The organism is Flavicella sediminum, assembly GCF_006381105.1.
GTDB lineage: Bacteria > Bacteroidota > Bacteroidia > Flavobacteriales > Flavobacteriaceae > Flavicella > Flavicella sediminum.
The window spans coordinates 280,323-295,433 of record NZ_VDET01000001.1; the positions used below are offsets into that span (position 1 = coordinate 280,323).

At 34.5% G+C, this 15,111-nt stretch carries 13 protein-coding genes; 4 read left to right on the forward strand and 9 right to left on the reverse strand.

Annotation, left to right across the window (positions count from 1 at the left end; genetic code table 11):
- Positions 1–22: 22 nt before the first annotated feature.
- Genes egtB through FGM02_RS00860 form a run of 4 tightly spaced genes read left to right on the forward strand, consistent with a single transcriptional unit; the run spans position 23 to position 3,645 of the window.
- Positions 23–1,171, forward strand: coding sequence for an ergothioneine biosynthesis protein EgtB (gene egtB / locus FGM02_RS00845; RefSeq protein WP_139956001.1), 1,149 nt, complete (start codon positions 23–25; stop codon positions 1,169–1,171).
- A 1-nt stretch (position 1,172) separates the two neighbouring features.
- On the forward strand, positions 1,173–2,120 hold the full coding sequence (locus FGM02_RS00850; protein ID WP_139956003.1) for an L-histidine N(alpha)-methyltransferase: 948 nt from the start codon (positions 1,173–1,175) through the stop codon (positions 2,118–2,120).
- A gap of 2 nt (positions 2,121–2,122) precedes the next feature.
- The gene (locus tag FGM02_RS00855) at positions 2,123–2,785 is read left to right on the forward strand and encodes an aspartate/glutamate racemase family protein (protein ID WP_139956005.1); all 663 of its coding nucleotides are present in this window, start codon (positions 2,123–2,125) and stop codon (positions 2,783–2,785) included.
- 14 nt (positions 2,786–2,799) lie between these two features.
- Positions 2,800–3,645, forward strand: a complete 846-nt coding sequence (locus FGM02_RS00860) for an SDR family oxidoreductase (protein WP_139956007.1) — start codon at positions 2,800–2,802, stop codon at positions 3,643–3,645.
- A 114-nt stretch (positions 3,646–3,759) separates the two neighbouring features.
- On the opposite strand, the gene yiaA is transcribed toward FGM02_RS00860, so the two are convergent.
- From yiaA to FGM02_RS00905, 9 genes are all read right to left on the reverse strand, one after another.
- The gene (gene yiaA, locus FGM02_RS00865) at positions 3,760–4,161 is read right to left on the reverse strand and encodes an inner membrane protein YiaA (RefSeq protein WP_139956009.1); all 402 of its coding nucleotides are present in this window, start codon (positions 4,159–4,161) and stop codon (positions 3,760–3,762) included.
- 2 nt (positions 4,162–4,163) lie between these two features.
- Complete coding sequence (locus FGM02_RS00870) at positions 4,164–4,829, reverse strand: TIGR02117 family protein (protein ID WP_139956011.1); 666 nt, start codon at positions 4,827–4,829, stop codon at positions 4,164–4,166.
- Between the two features lie 49 nt (positions 4,830–4,878).
- Complete coding sequence (locus FGM02_RS00875; RefSeq protein WP_139956013.1) at positions 4,879–5,394, reverse strand: TetR/AcrR family transcriptional regulator; 516 nt, start codon at positions 5,392–5,394, stop codon at positions 4,879–4,881.
- Between the two features lie 359 nt (positions 5,395–5,753).
- A complete protein-coding gene (locus FGM02_RS00880; protein WP_139956015.1) occupies positions 5,754–6,200 on the reverse strand; it encodes a KTSC domain-containing protein in 447 nt (148 codons plus the stop codon).
- Positions 6,201–6,328: 128 nt separating this feature from the next.
- Complete coding sequence (locus tag FGM02_RS00885; RefSeq protein ID WP_139956017.1) at positions 6,329–6,931, reverse strand: YkgJ family cysteine cluster protein; 603 nt, start codon at positions 6,929–6,931, stop codon at positions 6,329–6,331.
- A 176-nt stretch (positions 6,932–7,107) separates the two neighbouring features.
- A complete protein-coding gene (locus FGM02_RS00890; protein ID WP_139956019.1) occupies positions 7,108–8,571 on the reverse strand; it encodes a glutamate synthase subunit beta in 1,464 nt (487 codons plus the stop codon).
- A 2-nt stretch (positions 8,572–8,573) separates the two neighbouring features.
- Positions 8,574–13,088 carry a glutamate synthase large subunit gene (gene gltB / locus FGM02_RS00895; RefSeq protein ID WP_243739318.1) on the reverse strand — a complete coding sequence of 1,505 codons (4,515 nt, stop codon included), beginning with the start codon at positions 13,086–13,088 and terminating at the stop codon, positions 8,574–8,576.
- Between the two features lie 337 nt (positions 13,089–13,425).
- Complete coding sequence (locus FGM02_RS00900) at positions 13,426–14,664, reverse strand: ammonium transporter (RefSeq protein ID WP_139956020.1); 1,239 nt, start codon at positions 14,662–14,664, stop codon at positions 13,426–13,428.
- A 20-nt stretch (positions 14,665–14,684) separates the two neighbouring features.
- Entirely contained in the window at positions 14,685–15,023 is a 339-nt protein-coding gene (locus FGM02_RS00905) for a P-II family nitrogen regulator (protein ID WP_139956022.1), read from the reverse strand.
- Between the last annotated feature and the right edge of the window lie 88 nt (positions 15,024–15,111).

Consider the following 15,111-nt stretch of genomic DNA (forward strand, 5'->3'; position numbering starts at 1 on the left):
CACCCAAAAAATTTAATCCCCAATGAATTTAAGTGAATCCTATACAACTATTAGACAGCAAACACTGGATTTTTGCCGTTATCTACAGCCTGAAGATTTTTCTATACAAGTAGTAAAATTTGCAAGCCCTGCCAAATGGCACTTGGCACATACTACTTGGTTTTTTGAAACCTTTATTTTAAAAGATCAAGTAGACAACTACACCGAATTTGATAAGAATTTTAATTTTTTATTCAACAGTTATTACAACAACGTAGGGAGTAGAATTTTACAAGCCAACCGAGGAAACATGTCTCGCCCCAGTACCGATGAGATTTATGCTTATAGAGCCTATGTAGATGCCCAAATGCAAGCGTACATACAAACAAATCCTCCTAAAAAAATAGTAGATTTAATTGTATTAGGACTAAATCACGAACAACAACATCAGGAATTGTTAATTACCGATGTAAAATACATGTTAGGGCACAACCCTTTGTTTCCTGTTTACAATGCTGATTACAATTTAACAGCTGATAAAAACACGAGTACAGAAAGTGTACAAATTAATGCAGGAGTTTACAAAATAGGTCATCAGAATAAGGATTTTTGTTATGACAACGAACTAGGTGTACATCAAGTATATATAGACAATTTTGAAATTCAAAACTACTTAGTGACCAATGGTGATTATATAACTTTTATGGAGGCCGGTGGTTATACCGATTTTAATCTTTGGTTAGATGAAGGTTGGTCTTGGGCAAATAAGCAAGAAACTAAAGCTCCTATGTATTGGCATCAGATTGATGGAGAATGGCATATGTACACGCTTGCTGGATTACAAAAAGTAGACAAAACAGCTATTTTAAGTCACGTAAATTATTACGAAGCTTGTGCGTATGCCGAATGGAAAGGCATGCGTTTGCCTACAGAGTTTGAATGGGAAATAGCCGCACAACAATTAAACTGGGGACAACGTTGGGAATGGACCAACAGTGCCTATTTACCTTATCCCAATTTTGTCAAAGAAAACGGAGCTGTTGGGGAATACAACGGCAAATTTATGAGTAACAAAATGGTGTTAAGAGGAGCTTCTGTAGCCACATCACCCAACCATAGTCGTAGTACTTATCGTAATTTTTTTCACCCTTCGGAACGTTGGCAGTTTACCGGAATTAGATTAGCAAAATAAAATGATAGAAACCTTTAAAAAAGACGTAGATCAGGGTTTAAAGGCAAGCACTAAAACCTTGCCTTCTAAATATTTTTACAACAAAAAAGGGGATGCTCTTTTTGTAGAAATTATGAAACTTCCTGAATATTATTTAACGCGTTGTGAACTAGATATTTTTGAGAACAAAACACAAGAACTAATTGATGGCTTGGACATACAGCCAGAAACTTATTTTGAGTTGATAGAATTAGGAGCCGGTGATGGGACCAAAACTAAAAAATTATTGGCCTCTTTAGCCAATCAAAACTATACTTTTGATTACTTACCTATTGATATTTCTGCCAATGCTTTGGACTTATTAGAAAAAGACCTTTGCAAAGAATTACCAAAAGTATCGGTACAAACCCAACAAGGAGATTATTTTGAAGTATTGGCTTCTTTAAAAAAGAGCAAAAAGCCCAAAGTAGTTTTATTTTTAGGTTCTAACATTGGTAACATGACCGATGATTTGGCGGCTGAATTTATTTACAATTTAGGAGCTAATTTACAAGCCGGAGACAAGTTATTATTAGGGGTAGATTTAATCAAAGCCAATGATATTGTATTGCCTGCCTATAACGATAGCAAAGAAATTACCGCCAAGTTTAATTTGAATTTATTAGACCGAATCAATCACGAATTGGGTGGGAATTTTAATCAGGAACAGTTCAAACATCAACCTGAATATAATGAAAGCGAAGGAATTGCAAAAAGTTTTATTGTAAGTACTACTCATCAAACCGTAGAAATTAAAGCACTAGGAAAAAGTTATCATTTTACCGAAGGAGAAAAAATTCACACAGAAATTTCTAGAAAATACAATGATGATTTGCTTCAAAAAATCATACAAAACACCGATTTTTCTTTGGAAACTAAAATTCTAGATAGTAAAGGCTATTTTGCAGATTACATTCTTAAAAGAAACTAAACATGAACAGCATAAGGTTGGGTATTTTAGGATTGGGAAGTCAGACCACTACGTTTTACATAAGTGAGCTGAATCGTATGTATCATAAAAAACATGGAGGGTATAGCACCTGTCCTTTTGTTTTGTGGAACAGCAATTTTCATGCGATCAACTCTCGTTTGCCAACTATTTCTAAGGAGCTCAACACCCTTGTTCAACAAGAAATTCTACAATTAGAAAACTTAGGAAGTACACATTTAGTCATTCCAAATATCACTTTACACGAAAGTATAGATCAACTAGAGCTTTCTAAAAAAGTATTACATCCTGTGTATTTAACCGTAGAAAAACTAAAAGCAAACACTATTTCTAAAGTGGTGTTACTAGGGTCGGAACACACCATGAACTCCGCTTACATTCGTTCTATATTTAAAGAGAATGCTATTGAAGTAACAATTCCCACAGCAACAGACAGACAACAAATTGATGCTTTTAGACAGCAAGTCTATGCCCAAAAAGAAACGGCAGAGAGTATTTACAACTATCATCAAATAATTCAGAAATACAGTGCTACAAATCCTGTAGTGCTAGCTTGTACGGAATTGTCCATTTTTAAACCCAAAGAAAACAAACAACTAGTAGATATGGTTACTGTTCAAATTAGAGCAGCCATCCATCAATTATAAAAACAAAAAAGAATATGAAAGTAGCAGTAACATCAGCAAACGGAAAATTAGGATCTAGCATTGTTAAAAACCTAATCCAACTACTAGGAAAAGACAAGGTAGTAGGTATTGCGCGTAGCCCAGAAAAAGCAGCACACTTAGGTATAGAAATTAGAAAAGGAGATTACAACAGTCGTGAAGAATTTGAGCAAGCTTTACAAGGAATTGATAAAGTTATCTTACTTTCTGGTATGGACGAACCGCAAAAAAGAATTCAGCAACATCGCAATGTAATTGAAGCCGCAGTAAGCAATGGGGTGCAAAAAATTGTCTATACCAGTATTATTGGTGATGATGAAAACAATGCATTTAGTCCTGTGGTACAATCCAACCGTCAAACAGAAAAAGACGTTCAAAACGCTGGTCTTGATTATGTGATTGGTAGAAACGGAATTTACATAGAACCCGATTTAGAATACATAGACACCTATATAAAAGAAGGAGAAATTAGAAACTGTGCAGGTGATGGAAAATGTACTTATACCAGTAGAGAAGAATTGGGAGAGGCTTATGCCAAAATGCTGACCGATGACAAACATAATGGTAACGTTTACAATTTAGTTGGGGAAGCTATTACTCAAAGTGAATTAGCAGACGGTATTAATAAAGTATTTAACACACAGTTAGTTTTTACTTCTGTTTCTGTTGCCGATTATTTAACTGAAAGAAAAGCAGAATTAGGAGAGTTTATAGGAACCATAATTGCCGGGATTTATGAAGGAATTAGAAATGGAGCCAATGAGGTACCTTCTGACTTTGAAAAAGCAACCCAAAGACCTCACAAAACTCCTATAGAAATGATGAAAGCGTTTAAGAAATAAGCTAAAAGCTTGTTTACAACGGTCGTGTTCTTTAGAAGACAATTTAGTTCATGTTGACAAAAACAAAAGTCCTTCATTTCTGAAGGACTTTTTTAGGTATTAATTAGTAGGAATTTATTGTTCCAATACCTTCGACTCATTGTCTCGAATGTTTTTTTGTACCGCAATAGCACCAAACAAACTTAGCAAAAAGGCAAAAGCATAAAATCCTTTTTCACTCGGTAGCAAATTGGCATTCCAAAGTCCAATAATGAGCAATACAATTGATAGTATGGTGCCAAACCAACAAATACTATAATAAATATCGGTTACAGGAATTTTTTCTAGCTTGTCTCTTACGGCTTTTTGAAGTGATATAACGGCAAAGAGTCCAAACATAATTATGGTAAAATAATAGCCTTTTTCGTTGAGTACCATGTCGGACCTGACTAATCCAATTAAATAGCCTATTAAGCCTGTTCCTAATGCAACCCAAGAAGCTGCCATAAATGCTGATGATGTTTTTTGATTTTCCATTTTTAGTTGTTTTTAATTAATAATTGATTGGCTGTAACGGTCCAAAGACACGCATTTTGTCCACTTTTTTTTAATGCTGTGTTGGTCCATGTGTTACAGGTGTTAAATAAATGATAGGTTCCAGTTGCTTCATAAAAAGCATCATGATTCCCGTAATTTGCGTTTGTATCTATAGGAATAAATGCATTGTTTTTTTGCAGTGCACTGTTTAGAATGTATTGGCAAAGTGTTTTGTATTGTTGTTCTGTTAATTGTAATTGAACACAATGATCGGAGGTAGAAATTTTTTGGTAATAAGTGGTATGTAATGCTGTTCCACCAAATCCGAAGGCAGCTTTAAAAGCTGTTTTTGCTGTCAAGTCTGACCATGTAGGCGTATTCAAATAAAAACCTTTGTCGCCCCAACCAAAACCAACGTAATTCATGCTAAGCTCAGGTTGTTTGGTGTGTGCTTGTTTTATTTTTGTTGACCAGTCATAATATTTATTTTTTATAGGCAGTACAATATCTGTATGGATGCCATTGGACTTTATAAAAATATTTATTTCTCTCACCGTTTGTACTGTATTTGCCTTTATAGTAAAATGGGGTAGTACCATTGCAGAGAGCACATAACTTAAAATAAATCCTAATAGGAGTAGGGCAATGTATTTACTTGTTTTCTTCATTTCGTTATTTTTACTAGTGAGTAATCACTTACTTATTGATTAAATTTTTTTAGAGTTTGTATTTGTTCTTTAAAAATGAAATGTAATTTTTTTCAAACTTATTAAGTAAAATATCGATGGCAATACTATTTAATAATTGGTTGAATAAGATCGCTTCCATTTTTGGGTTTTCATAGTTCAGCGAAGTAAAAGCTTCTTCGAATTTTGTTAAAATAGGAACAAATGTTTCGCTATTCGTATAGGCCGGTTCCCATCTAAGTTTGTATTGCAGTCTCCAATAGTCATAATGTTTTTTTTCTATGGATAATGGAAGATTCAATGTTTTTAGTAATATTTTTTTAGGATCAGTTTCTCTGAAAATAGGAGAGAAGACTTGATTGATTGTTTCTTGTGTTTGTTTTAACAACTCAACTAAAAGACCATTTTTATTGCCAAAATGCCTAAAAATCAAACCTTCAGAAACCCCTGCAGATTTGGCAATTTTACTAGTAGAGCTTGCTGCATAGCCTTCTTGGGCAAAAAGATGTAGGGCAGCTTCTAATATTTGTTCTTTTTTTTCAGTCATAATAATGTGAGTAATCGCTTACAAAGATAGTTTAGTTTTTGAATAAAAAAAGTAATCACTCACTTTTTTTGCGGATTACTTGTTTTCTTGTCTAAATGCGATAAGGTTTCCGTTAATTATTGTCAATTTTTTTTGGATTGCAATGAGCTGTTTTAAAAAGTTGCCGTACAAGAGGAGCAAATAACAAATTCAACATTTGAAATAGATTGTTTTCACTTTCATCCAATAAAAAATTAAAATCAAGAATTAATGATTAGAAACAAAAACATCTTGAAGGTCGGTAAGTACGACTTTCAAGATGCTTGATAGTTTCTTGTAAAAATAAAGAACAATAATACGGCTAAAACAATAGATTCGTCTTAAACGGTTGCCGTTGCTTTTTTAGATTTTCTATAGATAAAAGAATTAAAGATGTTTCTTCTACCAAAATTGTTGATCGATTTACTATTGACAAATTTTAAGAACAGTTTGTGGTTTACCCCAAAATATTCATAAGTAGTTCCATCTGTAAAAGTAACTTCCAACAACATACTTTTATGATGGTAATCTGCTACTTGTTCGTTTGTTATTGTATTGGTATACTCTTCTAAGTTTCCTTCCTTTGTTTTAGGAGAAATACTTACAAGAAAATGATACCCATCAATTATTTTTTGACTTTTTAATTCTGCTTCGTCTTTTTGTTCTTGGTCTTGAAATTTATCAGGATGCCATTGCTTAACCAAACCTCTATAGGTAGTTTTAAGCTCCTTTAAATCAATAGCTCCTTCTACATTAAAAAGCTTTTTATATTCATTAATACGTTTCATTTGTACCTGTTTCAAATTAGGCTGCAAAAGTATTCATAATAATCTGATATTCAAGTTTTTTTTTGAGGAAGCTTGATTTATTTTACAGAAAGAATATTGCTGTAGCTAGGTGTTATTTAAAATAATACTTAGCTACATTTTTTTGTTGGAATAGGAAAAGGACGGTAGGCATAATACTGCAGTACTTCTTCTAAAGCGATTTTTAAAGCTTTATTAACGGGTAAAATGATATTTCCTAAATGAAAATCGATATTATTTAATTGCATGTAATATTCTGTAAATATAGGTATATTGACAATGTTGTTAAGGTTTTTTTGAGCCGCATCGAATTTTTCCGTTTGTCCTTCTTTTATGATTTTACAAGTGGCCAATCGTAAGTTGCCATATTTGTCAGTATTGGCGGCAAATCCGAACAATCGGCAAATTAAACCTCGGTATTTATAGGTACTACAACGACCTTTATCTAAAAGTGTTAGTGGTTGGTAAATGATACAGGTTAAACTTTGTGTTTTGTTTAGTTGGTCTAAAGTTTTTTCAGCTTCTCCTTGTAAAAATAGCTGAAAAGCCCAAGGTAGGAACTCTAAAGGAGAGGCTTCTATATTTGGTGTGGTACAACACTTACCACAGCCAGAAACACAAGTCAATCCAGACGTTTTTTGAAACTCAGTACTTTCTAGTTCCAATTTTTGAAAAAGATCTTCAACTAATTTTACTCTTCTTTCTATCGACATGGATTTATTTCCAAGGTAGTCTTATTCTAACAGTTGTAAGCCTAAAAGAAATCTTATATGGTCATTTGTACAAAATGGCTAAGTAAAGAGAGTCGTTTTTTGCTAAGGAGGTTTGTCTAAAAACAAAAAATCCCTTTACTAGGAAGTAAAGGGATTTTAAAAATTATATAGATAACTTACATAGCAACTAAGTCACCTGTAGTATCTTTTGTAGGTAAATCTGATTTACCCATCAAATAAATATCAACTTGTCTAGCCGCTTCTCTACCTTCTGAAATAGCCCAAACAATTAAAGATTGTCCTCTTCGCATATCTCCTGCAGTAAATACATTAGGCACATTTGTTTGGTATTTACCATAGTCTGCTTTGTAATTAGAACGTCCGTCTCTATCCAAACCTAATTGATCTGCAATAGTACTTTCAGGACCTGTAAATCCTAAAGCTAATAAAGCTAAATCACAAGGCCAAGTTTTTTCGGTTCCTTCTAATTCTATCAATTGTGGACGTTGTCCTGGAACCATTTTCCATTCAACTTCAACAGTTTTTAAAGCTGTTAAATTTCCGTCAGCATCTTTGATAAATTCTTTTGTATTGATCAACCAATTTCTTTCACATCCTTCTTTATGAGAAGAAGAAGTTTTCAATTTCAATGGCCAGAAAGGCCAAGGAGTTGAAGGAGATCTGTGTCCTGGAGGTTTAGGCATGATTTCAAAATTAGTCACAGATTTTGCTCCATGACGATTTGAAGTACCAACACAGTCAGAACCAGTATCACCACCACCAATTACAATAACATCTTTACCAGTTGCTAGTACTTGATCTTTAACTTCTTTACCAAAAACAGCTTTTGTGTTTTGTGTTAAGAAATCCATAGCTTGCACAACACCATTTGCATCAGCACCTGGAGTTGGTAAGCTTCTTCTTTCCGTAGCACCACCACATAAAACAACAGCATCAAATTTTTTCAAATCTTCTACGTCGTAATTTACACCTACATTTACGTTTACTTTAAATGTAATTCCTTCTGCTTCTAAAATAGCTACACGACGATCAATAACGCCTTTTTCCATTTTAAAGTTAGGAATACCATAACGCAACAATCCTCCGATTTCATCATCTCTTTCGAAAACCGTTACGGTATGTCCAGCTCTGTTTAATTGTTGAGCCGTTGCTAAACCTGCAGGTCCTGAACCAACAATTGCAATTGTTTTACCAGTTCTGTTTTTTGGAGGTTGAGGTTTGATCCATCCTTCTTTAAAGGCACGCTCAACAATATTTTTTTCTATGTTTTCAATAGAGATTGGATCTTCAATAATACCCAATACACAGGCTTGCTCACATGGAGCAGGACATAAACGACCCGTAAATTCAGGGAAGTTATTTGTAGAGTGTAATATCCAAGAGGCTTTTTGCCATTCTCCTTGATGTACCATATGGTTAAAATCTGGAATCAAGTTACCAAGTGGACAACCACTATGGCAAAAAGGAATTCCACAATCCATACAACGAGATCCTTGCTCTGTTATTTCAGTATCACTTAAAGGTACTGTAAATTCTTTATAATCCTTTACACGGTCTTCTACAGGCGTGTAAGCTTCATCTTTTCTTTCGAATTCTTTAAAACCTGTTACTTTTCCCATTGTTATACTGTTTCTAATTCTTCAACCATTACTTCACCTGTTGCTAAACGAGCTAAGGCTTTTTTATACTCTGTTGGCATTACTCTCACAAAATTGCTTAAGCTAGTATCCCAATCAGCTAATAATTCTTTACCACGGTTACTATCCGTATAAAGTACGTGCTTTTCAATCAATCCTTTTAAGTCAGCTGCATGTTCCTCATTGATTTCTTCAAATTCAATAGTCTCTGTATTACAAAGTCCATTGGTAAATTTGTTTTCTGGATCATAAATATAAGCGATACCTCCACTCATACCAGCTGCAAAGTTTCTTCCTGTATTTCCAAGAACAACTACTTTACCACCTGTCATGTACTCACAACAGTGATCTCCAACTCCCTCAACTACAGTAATAGCACCTGAGTTACGTACGGCAAATCTTTCTCCTGCAATACCATTGATATAAGCTTCACCTTCAACAGCACCAAATAAACAAACGTTACCAACAATAATATTGTCTTCAGCAACAAAATCAGCATCTTTAGGTTTCTTTACAATTAATTTAGCTCCAGACAACCCTTTTCCTAAATAATCATTTGTATTACCTTCAACAGTAAATGTCAAACCATGTGCTCCAAAAACTCCTAAACTTTGTCCAGCAGATCCTGTAAAGTTGATGTTTAATGTGTCTTCTGGTAAGCCTAAGTGACCGTAAATTTTTGAAATTTCATTACTTACAATTGCCCCTACAGATCTGTCTGTATTGATGATTGGGTAATTCAATGTCATTTGTTCTTTTCTATACAAAGCTCTATGAGAATCTTTCAAGATTTGGAAGTCAATTACATTGTCTAATCCGTGGTCTTGTTTCTCAGAATTTTTTATAGGCAATTCATTATAAGCAGAAGGTCTATGTAAAATAGCAGATAAATCCAATCCTTTTGCTTTGTAATGTGTAATCGCTTTGTTAGAGTTGATCTTATGTGTTTGACCAACCATTTCTTCCATAGTACGGAATCCTAATTGTGCCATAATCGCTCTTAATTCTTCGGCTACATAGTAGAAGAAGTTGATCACGTGCTCAGGAGTCCCTTTAAAGTTTTTACGCAATTCTTTGTCTTGCGTAGCAATTCCTACAGGACAAGTATTTAAATGGCACTTACGCATCATAATACATCCTGAAGCTACTAATGGTGCTGTTGCAAATCCAAATTCTTCAGCTCCTAATAATGCAGCAATAGCAACATCACGTCCAGTTTTTAACTGACCATCACATTCAACAACGATACGAGAACGCAAGTTATTCAATACTAAAGTTTGTTGAGCCTCAGCCAATCCAAGTTCCCAAGGAAGACCTGCATGTTTTAATGATGTTAAAGGAGAAGCTCCTGTTCCACCATCGTAACCTGAAATTAAGACAACATCTGCTTTTGCTTTAGAAACACCAGCTGCAATTGTACCAACACCTACTTCAGAAACTAATTTTACATTAATTCTAGCTTCACGATTAGCGTTTTTCAAGTCATAAATTAACTGCGCTAAATCTTCAATAGAATAAATATCATGATGTGGTGGAGGCGAAATCAATCCTACGAAAGGAGTAGAGTTACGTGCCGATGCAATCCATGGTAAAACTTTTTCACCAGGTAATTGTCCACCTTCTCCAGGTTTTGCACCTTGAGCCATTTTAATTTGAATTTCTTTTGCACTAGATAAATAGTGAGAAGTAACTCCAAAACGTCCAGAAGCAACTTGCTTAATAGCAGAGTTACGACTATCTCCGTTTACGTTTGGTTGGAAACGACGTCTGTCTTCACCACCTTCACCAGAATTTGATTTACCACCAATTCTGTTCATGGCGATGGCCAAGTTCTCATGGGCTTCTCTAGAAATAGATCCATAAGACATAGCTCCAGTTTTGAAGCGCTTAACGATATCTGTCCAAGGTTCTACTTCTTCCAATGGAATTGGATCTAAGTTGTCAAACTCAAACAATCCACGAATGGTCATTAAGTTTTCCGCTTGTTCATTTACAGTTTTTGCGTAAACATTGTAACTGTCTTGATCACTTAAACGAACGGCTTGTTGCAATTTAGCAACAGTAGTAGGGTTAAACATGTGTCTTTCCCCATTACGTCTCCATCGGTAATCACCACCAATGTTTAAACCTAAACGTTTGTCGATGTATGTGTCAGGATATGCGTATTTATATCTTTCTGTAATTTCTTTTTCAATTTCATACAATCCAATACCTTCAATTCTTGAAGCTGTATACGGGAAGTATTTTTCTACAAATTGAGAGTTGAAACCAACTATTTCAAAAATTTGAGAACCTCTGTATGAGTGTAATGTAGAGATTCCAATTTTGTTCATTACTTTTAAGATTCCTTTTCCAATAGCTTTGTTAAAGTTGTCTACAGCCTTTTGTTCGTCCATTCCGGTAATAAAACCTTCCTGTACTTGAATTCTAATGATTTCATTAACCATATAAGGGTTAATAGCACTAGCTCCATATCCAAACAAAGTAGCAAAATGATGTGGCTCACGTGGTTCTGCAGATTCGATGATAATATCGAAGTAAGAACGCTTGCGTAAACGGTTCATTTGATGATTTACATAAGAACAAGCTAATAATGAAGGAATAGGAGCAAACTCTTTGTTAACACCTCTATCTGATAAGATAATGATGTTTGTTCCTCTTTCTATAGCTTTGGTAATTTGAACAATAACATTTTCTAAAGCATCTTCTAATCCATTCAATCCTTTTGCTTTCGGATATAAAATTTCAATAGTTTCTGCTTGGAAACCGTCGATATCAATATTTCTGATTTTTTCTAAATCGTTATTAGAAATAACCGGGTTTTGTATGCGCAGTTTGCGACATTGTCTATCTGTGATACTAAAGATATTTCTATCTTTTCCTAAATTCAAACTGATATCAGTAACAATTTCTTCACGAATACCATCCAATGGTGGATTGGTAACTTGCGCAAATAATTGTTTGAAATAGTTAGAAATTAATTGAGGTCTATCGGACAATACAGCCAATGGTGTATCAATACCCATAGAACCTAAAGCCTCTTTTCCAACAATTGCCATTGGAGTAATTACTTCCTGAATATCTTCAATAGTGTAATTAAACAAACGTTGTCTTGTTTTTACATCAATCGTTTCAATTGGGCAAGCAATACTAGATGAAGGAACATCTTTTAAATGCAATCTTGTTTTATCTAACCATTCTTGGTAAGGTCTTTCAGAAACAATTTTACTTTTAATTTCTTCGTCATTAATAATACGTCCTTCGTTCATATCAACCAAGAACATTTTACCTGGCTCTAATCTACCATGACTTGCTACATCAGATGGGGCAACTTCAACAACTCCAATCTCTGAAGCCATAATCAATTTTCCACTTTTTGTAACTGTATATCTTGAAGGTCTTAAACCATTACGGTCTAATAAAGCTCCTACGTAATCTCCATCGGTAAAAGGTACAGAAGCAGGTCCATCCCAAGGTTCCATAATACAAGCGTTGTATTCGTAAAACGCTTTTCTTTCTGGCGACATTGTTTGGTGTTTCTCCCAAGCTTCAGGAATCATCATCATCATTACTTCTGGCAATGATCTTCCTGTATGTGTTAATAACTCAACCACCATATCCATAGATGCAGAATCTGACTTTCCTGGCAAGATGATTGGGAATAATTTGTCTATTTGTGGCCCAAATACGTCACTTTTCATGATTTCCTCACGAACACGCATTCTACTTACATTTCCACGTAAAGTATTGATTTCTCCATTTTGACACATATATCTAAATGGTTGCGCTAGCTCCCATGCAGGCATTGTGTTTGTAGAGAAACGCTGGTGTACCAAAGCCAAACGAGTAACCAAATCCGTTTGCTGTAAATCTGTATAATAAGGACCTATGTCTTCCGGCATAATAATCCCCTTATAAATTAAGGTAGTATTTGATAAACTTGGTAAATAGAAGTAAGAGCTTTCAGACATTTTAGAAGCTGCAATAGCGTGCTCTGTAATTTTACGAGCTGCATATAACTTTGCTTTGAAGTCTGCTTCTGTTAGTTCCGTTGTTTTACCAATGAATAATTGTTCGATATTTGGTTCAGATGCTAATGCAATTGGACCTAGTTGAGAAGAATCTACAGGAACAGTTCTCCAACCTAGTATAGCGAGTCCTTGTGCCTTGATTTCTTTTTCAAATGTCTCTTTACAGAATTTGTACTGATTGCTGTTTTTTGGTAAAAACACCATCCCTACAGCATATTCTCTTTGCTTAGGTAAGTCAAAGTCACATACTCTTAAAAAATATTCATGAGGAATATCAATTAAAAGTCCTGCACCATCTCCTGTTTTTCCATCTGCACTTACACCTCCTCGGTGTTCTAGTTTTACTAGAATTTCTAGGGCATCATGAATAATTTGATTGGTTTTTTCACCTTTAAGGTTACAGATAAATCCTGCGCCACAGTTTTCGTGCTCAAATTCTGGTAAATATAGTCCTTGTTTTTCTATCATAATCTTAAAAATAAGAACGCAAAATTACGTAAATTCAGTAATATAAACCAATAGAATGCCAACAGAAAAAACAAAAATGTATTAATTACAATTATGCCCTTGTATTATTGTTAATTGTTAAAATTATCAAAGATTTATGATGAATTGTGTTTTTTTACACCAAAAAAGGATGTAATCGTTGAGAATTTGTGAATCAACTTTTTTTTAGATGAATAATATAAATAGGAGTGATGAAATTGCTGCGTTTTTAGATTTATAAATAAAAAAAACAGCCTTGCAAAATATGCAAGGCTGTGAATTTTATTGAATGAATTTCTAATAAATGAATCAGAAATTTTTAATGATCATTTAATCTGTAATCAGGGTAAGCACTCATTCCGTGTTCGTGCTCATCCAGTCCTTCTACTTCTTCTTTTTCAGAAACTCTTAATCCCATTGTTTTCTTAATGGTAAATAAGATGATAAAAGAAGTTGTCAAACAGAAAGCTCCTACGATTGCAACACCTGTTAACTGTGTTAAAAATTGTTCCATACTAGCCATGGCTCCAAAGATACCTACAGCTAAAGTTCCCCAAATTCCACAGATTAAGTGAACGGCAACAGCACCAACTGGATCGTCTAATTTTAACTTGTCGACTAAGGCAACGGCTAAAACAATAACGATACCTGCAATAGCACCAATGGCAATTGCATCGTTAGGACTCATTTGATCAGCTCCAGCAGTAATACCTACTAAACCACCTAATATACCGTTTAAGAACATTGTTAAATCAAAATTCTTATACAAGATTTGTGATAATATAAATGCTCCAACACCACCAGCGGCAGCAGCCAAACATGTTGTAACTAAAGTTAAAGAAGTCAATGCAGGGTCAGCAGATAAAACAGAACCACCATTAAATCCGAACCATCCTAACCATAAGATTAGTACACCAGCAGTTGCTAAAGGAATGTTGTGACCAGCAATTACTTGAGGTTTTCCATTTTCATCAAATTTACCAATACGTGCACCTAATAACCAGATCGCTACTAAAGCAGCCCATCCACCTACACCGTGAACCAAAGTAGAACCAGCGAAATCATAGAATCCCATTCCGTCTAAGAATCCACCACCCCATTTCCAAGCACCTACTATTGGGTAAACCAATCCTACGTAGATTACTACAAATACCATAAAAGAGGTCAATTTGATTCTTTCAGCTACGGCACCAGAAACAATAGTTGCAGCAGTCGCAGCAAACATTCCTTGAAATAAGAAATCTGTCCACCAAGTATATCCACCACCTGCATAATCAGCAGTCATTCCGTTTGCAGGAGCATCAATTCCGAATCCAGCAAATTTTAAGAATCCACCGTCACCATCTTCAAATCCTGGGTACATTAAATTGAATCCTCCTATGTAATAAAGTAATAATCCTACACAAATAATAAATACATTTTTAAATAAAATGTTGATTGTGTTTTTTTGTCTTGTCAATCCGATTTCTAATAAAGAGAAACCTAAGTGCATGAAAAATACCAATGCAGTACAAAGCATCATCCATACGTTATTCGCTGTAAATAAACCTGCGTCCATAATTGTAATTGTTTTTTATATTATTTTAAAGTTTCTCCTCCTTGTTCTCCTGTACGGATTCTGTAAGCTTCTGTAATGTCTGATACGAATATTTTACCATCTCCTATTTCTCCAGTTGAAGCCGATTTTAAAATTGCCTGAATTGTTGCCTCTTCAAAATCATCGTTTACAACGATAGATAGGTGGCGTCTTTGAATGTCACTAGTGCTATAAGCAACTCCTCTATATACATGACCATGTTTTTCGTGTCCTTGCCCTGTTACGTCCCAGTATGAGAAGAAGTTTACGTTCACAGCGTGTAATGCTTTTTTTACCTCAGAGTACTTAGACTTTCTGATGATTGCTTCGATTTTTTTCATGATAAATCTGTTTTATAGGTTTGTTATATGGACTGTAAAGGTTTATTTTACAGTCCATAATATAATGTTTTTTTAGAAAGAATATACA